This is a genomic window from Terriglobales bacterium (genome assembly GCA_035457425.1).
Lineage (GTDB): Bacteria > Acidobacteriota > Terriglobia > Terriglobales > Acidobacteriaceae > JACPNR01.
Map to the genome: position 1 here is coordinate 49,729 of DATIBR010000103.1, position 6,413 is coordinate 56,141.

Below are 6,413 nucleotides of genomic sequence, written 5' to 3' on the forward strand. Positions count from 1 at the left end.
CGCTACTCCCACTCGATCGTGCCCGGAGGCTTCGAGGTCGTATCGTAGACGACGCGGTTGATGCCCTTCACCTCGTTCACGATGCGCGTCGAGATGCGCTTCAGCAGGTCCCACGGCAGCTCGGTGACGTCGGCGGTCATGCCGTCTTCCGAGTGCACACAGCGGATGGCGCAGGTGTAAGCGTAGGTCCGCATGTCGCCCATCACGCCGACGGTCATCACCGGCAGCAGCACGGCGAACGATTGCCACACTTTGGTGTAGAAACCGGCCTGCTTGATCTCGCTGACGACGATGTCGTCGGCTTCCTGCAGCATGGCGACGCGCTCGGCGGTGACCTCGCCCAGCACACGCACCGCCAAGCCGGGCCCGGGGAACGGCTGGCGCTGCAGAATGTCGTCGGGCATGCCCAAGTCCTTGCCTATCTTTCGGACCTCATCCTTGAACAAATCCTTTAAGGGCTCGATGAGCCTGAGCTTCATCTTCTCCGGCAGGCCGCCAACGTTGTGGTGCGTCTTGATGGTCTGCGATGGTCCGCGCACCGAGCGTGACTCGATCACATCCGGGTAAAGCGTGCCCTGGACGAGCCAGTCGATCGAACCCGTTTCCCGTTTCCCGTTTCCGGTTTCCCGGACCTCCAGGCCCTTCTCGTTCGCGGAGACCGTGGCATTGCGCGGCAGGTCGCCACGCAGCAGGTGCTCGACCGCGTCGTCGAACACCGCGATGAACTCGTTGCCGATGAGCTTGCGCTTCTTCTCCGGCTCGGTGACGCCGGCGAGCTTCGCCAGGAAGCGCGCGCTGGCGTCGACGGCGATGAGGTTCAGGCCGAGCTTGTCGCGCAGGTTCTGCTGGACCTTGCGGAACTCGTCCTTGCGCAGCACGCCGTTGTTCACGAAGACGCACGTCAGCCGCTCGCCGATGGCTTTGTGGACCAGCACCGCCGCGACCGAGGAGTCCACGCCGCCGGAGAGCGCGCAGATGGCTCTTCCCTTCTCGCCCACCTGCTTGCGCACCTGCTCCACGGTCGACTGGATGAAGTGCTCGGGCGTCCAGTCGCCGCGCGCTCCGCAGATGTTGAAAACGAAGTTGCGCAGCACCTCGGTGCCCAGCTTGGTGTGGTGTACCTCGGGGTGGAACTGCACGGCGTAGATCTTCTTCGCCGGGTTCTCGATGGCGGCGACGGCGCTGGCCGTTCTTGCCACCAGGCTGAAGCCGGCGGGCAGCTCGCGGGCTTCGTCGCCGTGCGACATCCACACGCTCATCGCGCGGGGCAGCCCGGCGAAGAGCGCGCAGCCGTTCAGGATCTCGACGTCCGCGTGGCCGTACTCGCGCTTGGCCGCCGGCACCACCTTGCCGCCCAGCTTGTGCGCGATGACCTGCAGCCCGTAACAGATGCCGAGGATGGGAACGCCGAGCGCGAGCACGCGCTCGTCCATCTCGGGCGCGTCCTGGTCGTACACGGAGCTCGGCCCGCCCGAGAGGATGATGCCGATCGGCCGGTACGCCTGGATCTCCTCCAGCTTGGAATCACACGGGAGGACGACGGAGTGGACCTTCTGTTCGCGGACGCGGCGCGCGATCAGCTGGCTGTATTGCGCGCCGAAGTCGAGGATGACGATGGATTGGGCGTCCATGGACTAGCTTCTCAAAGCCACCCGTCAGTGTAAAGGAGAAAGCTAGCGCGCAGGGACGCTCGGGATGGGCGCGACCGGCGCCGGCGGGATGCGCGGCGCCGCCGCGACCGCGGCGGGAGCTTCGGCCGGCCGCGCGTCTTCTTCGATGATGCGCGCGTACGCCGCCAGCTTCACCATGTACAGCCAGTCGGAGACGGCGAAGTACGCGAGCGTGATGACGGCGAACAGGGCCCAAAGCAGCCAGCTCGAGGCTTCCCCGGCGAACGGGACGAGCGCCAGGTCGAGGAACGTCACCACCCCGATGAGCACGATGCGCAGCGCGCCGGCCACTCCGCCCACGCCCATGAACTCGCCGGAGCGCCGCCGAAAGACGACCGTCGCTTGCCCGAAGCCTTCGCCCGCCTTCATGCCGCGCGCGGCGTAGATGTTGCCCAGCAGCAGCAGCCAGTTGATGCGCGAGCGCACGAAGGTGAACAGCAGCGTCAGCGGGAAGAACACCGCCATGAACACGAGCGGCTGCGGCGGCTCGGTGCGCGCCATCAACAGCGCGGCGGCCAGGAACGAGAGCACGGTGCCGCCGAACGAGAGCGCGCCGATGACGGCGCGCCAGAGGTGCAGGCTCAGGCTCCGGCCCGTGAACCGCGCGTCGCCGGCGACGAGCGACCGCAGCGTCACCGTCCGCCCCAGCGTTGCGGCGATCACCCACAGCAGCACCGAGGCCGGCGCGACGATGAGGAACAGGCGCAGCACCGTCGGCCCGCTTCCCTGGAAGATGTGCATGATGGCGTCGGCAATCAGCTGCGGACTGCCGGACTGGAGCTGCCACTCGTCGCGATGCGAGACGGTCAGCGAGCGCAGGAACTCGTGCCCGGCGAACCAGGCGAACAGCAGCGTCGCCGCCCCCCACGACCAGCGCCACGCGATCTCCGCCAGGGCGAGCGAGGGCTCGCGCCAGATGGTCCGGAAGCCGTAGCGGATCGGCGATTCGTTGCTCACAACGGCAGGATATATCACTGGTCCAAACGGCCTGTTGAGAAACATTCCGAGGCCGCAGGCCGAGGAATCCCTACCCAAACGATGGACTATCGTGAGGTAGGGCTCCCTCGCTTCGCTCGGGATGTTCCTAGACGAACGGCTACTTCACGACCACATTCACCAGCTTGCCCGGCACGACGATGGTCTTCACGACCTGCTTGCCGTCGAGCGAGGCGCGGACCTTCTCGTCGGCGAGCGCGCGCTCGCGGACGTGGTCCTCGGCGGCATCCGCCGGGACCGTGAGGCGCGTGCGCACCTTGCCGTTCACCTGCACTACGATCTCGATCTCGTCTTCCCTGGCGAGCGCGGGGTCGTACTGCGGCCAGTTGTCGTGCAGCAGGCTGCCCTGCTCGCCCATCGCTTCCCAGAGCTCGTGCGCCAGGTAGGGCGCCATCGGCGCGAGCAGCAGCACAAGGTCGCGGTCGATCTCGCGAACAAGCTGCGCCGGGACCCGGCCGGAAGCGATGGCCTCCTCCGCGCCGTAGAGCTCGTTCACCAGCTCCATGATGGCGGCGATGGAGGTGTTGAAGTGCCAGCGCGAGGCAAAGTCGTCGGAGACGCGCCGGATGGTCTGGTGCAGCTTGCGCTGGAGAGTGCGGGCCTCGGGTCCTGACTCTTTTGTAGGCGCCGGCGACTCGCCGGCGCGGGCGTGCTTCATCACGAAGCGGTACACGCGCGAGAGGAAGCGGCTGATGCCTTCGACGCCCATGTCCTGCCAGTCGAGGTCGCGGTCGGGCGGCGCGGCGAACAGCGTGTAGAGCCGCGTGGCGTCGGCGCCGTACTTCGCGATCATGTCGTCGGGCGACACGACGTTGCCGAGCGACTTCGACATCTTCGCTCCGCCCTTGATCACCATGCCCTGCGTGAACAGGCGCGCCGCCGGCTCGTCGTTCTTCACCATGCCCAGGTCGCGCATCACCTTCGTCCAGAAGCGCGAGTAGATGAGGTGCAGGATGGCGTGCTCCACCCCGCCGATGTACTGGTCGATGGGGAACCAGTAGCCGATGGTCGCGGTGTCGAGCGCGCGGTCCGAGAGCTTGGGGTCGGTGTAGCGGTAGAAGTACCAGGACGAATCGACGAAGGTGTCCATGGTGTCGGTCTCGCGGCGAGCGTGGCCGCCGCACTTCGGACACTTCGCGGTCACCCACTTCTCGTGCCGCGCGAGCGGCGAGCCGCCCTGCAGCGTGATCTCGACGTCGTCGGGCAGCTCGACCGGCAGGTCCTTCTCCGGCACGGGCACGATGCCGCACTTCGGGCAGTAAAGCATCGGGATGGGCGTGCCCCAGTAGCGCTGGCGCGAGATGCCCCAGTCCTTGAGCCGGAACATGACCGCGCGCTTGCCGAAGCCCTTCTGCTCGGCGTGCTCGCCCATCTTCTGCTGCGCTTCGCGGCAGGAGAGCTCGCTGAAGTCCCCGGAGTTGATGAGCAGCGAATCTTCGCCGGTGTAGGGCAGCAGGTTGGTGTCGCCTTCGTCGGCGCCGGGGACTTCGCCGGTGCGCCGCGGCAGGATGACGATGCGGATCTCGAGATCGTACTTCTTCGCGAACTCGTAGTCGCGCTCGTCGTGCGCCGGCACGCTCATGATCGCGCCGGTGCCGTAGTCCATCAGGACGTAGTTCGCCACCCAGATGGGGATCTTCTCGTTGTGGAACGGGTTGACTGCGTAGCGTCCGGTGAACAGGCCCTTCTTCTCGCCTTCCCCGAGCTCGCCGGCCTCCTTCGCCTGGCGCTGGGCGAGCACCATCTCTTCGACCTTCTCGGCCAGATCGGGGTCGTTGCCGACCAGATCCATCACAAGCGGGTGCTCGGGCGCGAGCTGGATGGAGGTCGCGCCGTAGATGGTGTCGATGCGCGTGGTAAAGACGGTGATCTTGTCGCCGCTCTTGGCCGGCTTCTCGAGCTTGAAGTCGACGTACGCCCCCTCGCTGCGCCCGATCCAGTTGCGCTGCATGGTCCGGACCTTCTCCGGCCAGCCCTCGAGCTTCTCGATGCCCTCGAGCAGCTCCTGCGCGTAGTTGGTGGTGCGCAGGAACCACTGCTCCAGCTCGCGCTGCTCGACCGGCGTGGTCTCGTGCCGCCAGCAGCAACCCCCGACCACCTGCTCGTTCGCCAGCACGGTGGCGCACTCCGGACACCAGTTCACCCGCGACTTCTTCCGGTAGGCGAGCCCGCGCTCGTACATCTTCAGGAAGAACCACTGGTTCCAGCGGTAGTACTCCGGCAGGCAGGTCGTGACCTCTTTCGCCCAGTCGTAGGCGTAGCCGAGGCGCTTCATCTGCGCCTTCATGTGCGCGATGTTCCCGAGCGTCCACTTCTTGGGGTGGACCTTGGCCTTGATGGCGGCGTTCTCGGCGGGCAGCCCGAAGGCGTCCCAGCCCATCGGGTGCAGCACGTTGTAGCCGCGCATCCACATGTGGCGCGCGAGCGCGTCGCCGATGGAGTAGTTGCGCACGTGCCCCATGTGCAGCGCGCCCGAGGGATACGGCAGCATCTCGAGCACGTAGTACTTCTTGCGCTTCGAGTCCGAGGGCTCCGCGGCGTAGAGCTTGGGATCGGCTTCGAAGCGGGCGTACCACTTCTCCTCGATCTTCTGCGGCTCGTAGCGCAGCAGCTCTTCGCGGGTTGTTTTCTCGTCAGCCATCAACGATCACAAGCGAGCCACGAAGCACACGAAGGTCTCACCAAGATTCTCATGAGGTCCCTCGTGCGACCTTCGTGTCCTTCGTGGTCTGCTTTTCGTCTCTCACAACCAATCTCTTCAGCGCTTCCACGTTCCGCCGATCATCGCCCGGGCGGTCGATCGGCGTCTCGGCGATGAACGCCGCGTGCGCCGTTCGCGGGTCGTTCAGCAGCCGGCGAAACGTCCCGAGGCCGATGGTTCCCTGCCCGATGTGCTCGTGCCGGTCGAGCTTCGAGCCGCGCGGCTTCTTCGCGTCGTTGCAATGCCATACCGGCACGTTCGCGAGCCCGACCGTCGCATCCAGCTGCCGCAACGTCTCTTCGTAACCTTCCGGCGACACGATGTCGTATCCGCTCACGTGCACGTGGCAGGTGTCGATGCACGCCGCCACCGGCACCACGCCGCGCAGGTAGTGCAGCAGCTCCGCCACCTGCTCGAACGAGCCGCCCAGCGAGTACTCCGCGCCCGCGGTGTTCTCCACCAGGATGGCCAGGCCCTTGCCGGCCAGGTCCAACCCGCTGCACGCCGCGGCGATCGACGCCGCCACGCGCTTCAAACCTTCGTCCCGGCTGCCGCCGCGGAACGAGCCCGGATGTAGCACCAGGTACTCCGCGCACAGCGCCAGCGCCCGCTCGACCTCGCCGCGGAACGCCTCCACCGACTTCATGTGGAACTCGGCCGTCGTCCCCGCCAGGTTGATCAGGTAGTTCGAGTGGATCACCAGCGGCTTCAGGCCGTACTGCTCGCGCAGGCGCGACATCGTCTCGCACTGCGCCGCCGCCAGGCCGTACGGCTTCCACTGCCGCGGGCTCGACGAGAACACCTGGAACGCGTTGCAGCCCAACCGGTACGCCCGCTCCGCCGCCGTCTCCACGCCGCCCGCGGTCGAGGTATGGATCCCGATGCGCCGCGCCGTGTGCTTCGGCGGCCGCTTCGGAGGCGGTAACCGCTGGAGATCCTGTTCCTTGGCCAGACTGCGCTTGACGATGCTGCGAGGCACGGGTGAATCCTTGATTTTATCAGGTCGACCGTCGTCGGCTGCCGGTCCACGCCCTCGCCATTCTTGG

General features: G+C 66.6%; 4 protein-coding genes. All 4 read right to left on the reverse strand.

The genetic code is table 11. The features are described 5' to 3' along the window. Nucleotides 1–2: 2 nt before the first annotated feature. The 4 genes from guaA to VLA96_07870 all read right to left on the reverse strand — a co-directional run bounded on the left by guaA (nt 3) and on the right by VLA96_07870 (nt 6,346). Nucleotides 3–1,631, reverse strand: a complete 1,629-nt coding sequence (gene guaA, locus VLA96_07855) for a glutamine-hydrolyzing GMP synthase (GenBank protein ID HSE49103.1) — start codon at nt 1,629–1,631, stop codon at nt 3–5. Between the two features lie 42 nt (nt 1,632–1,673). Beyond that, nucleotides 1,674–2,627 carry a hypothetical protein gene (locus VLA96_07860; protein ID HSE49104.1) on the reverse strand — a complete coding sequence of 318 codons (954 nt, stop codon included), beginning with the start codon at nt 2,625–2,627 and terminating at the stop codon, nt 1,674–1,676. Nucleotides 2,628–2,766: 139 nt separating this feature from the next. Next, complete coding sequence (gene leuS / locus VLA96_07865; protein HSE49105.1) at nt 2,767–5,307, reverse strand: leucine--tRNA ligase; 2,541 nt, start codon at nt 5,305–5,307, stop codon at nt 2,767–2,769. A 49-nt stretch (nt 5,308–5,356) separates the two neighbouring features. Continuing rightward, entirely contained in the window at nt 5,357–6,346 is a 990-nt protein-coding gene (locus VLA96_07870; GenBank protein ID HSE49106.1) for a deoxyribonuclease IV, read from the reverse strand. Nucleotides 6,347–6,413 lie beyond the last annotated feature (67 nt).

What these genes read in the sequence shown, in the direction of transcription:
- guaA (HSE49103.1), bottom strand. Translation starts at nt 1,631, where the DNA reads ATGGACGCCCAATCCATCGTCATCCTCGACTTCGGCGCGCAATACAGC.
- leuS (HSE49105.1), bottom strand. Translation starts at nt 5,307, where the DNA reads ATGGCTGACGAGAAAACAACCCGCGAAGAGCTGCTGCGCTACGAGCCG.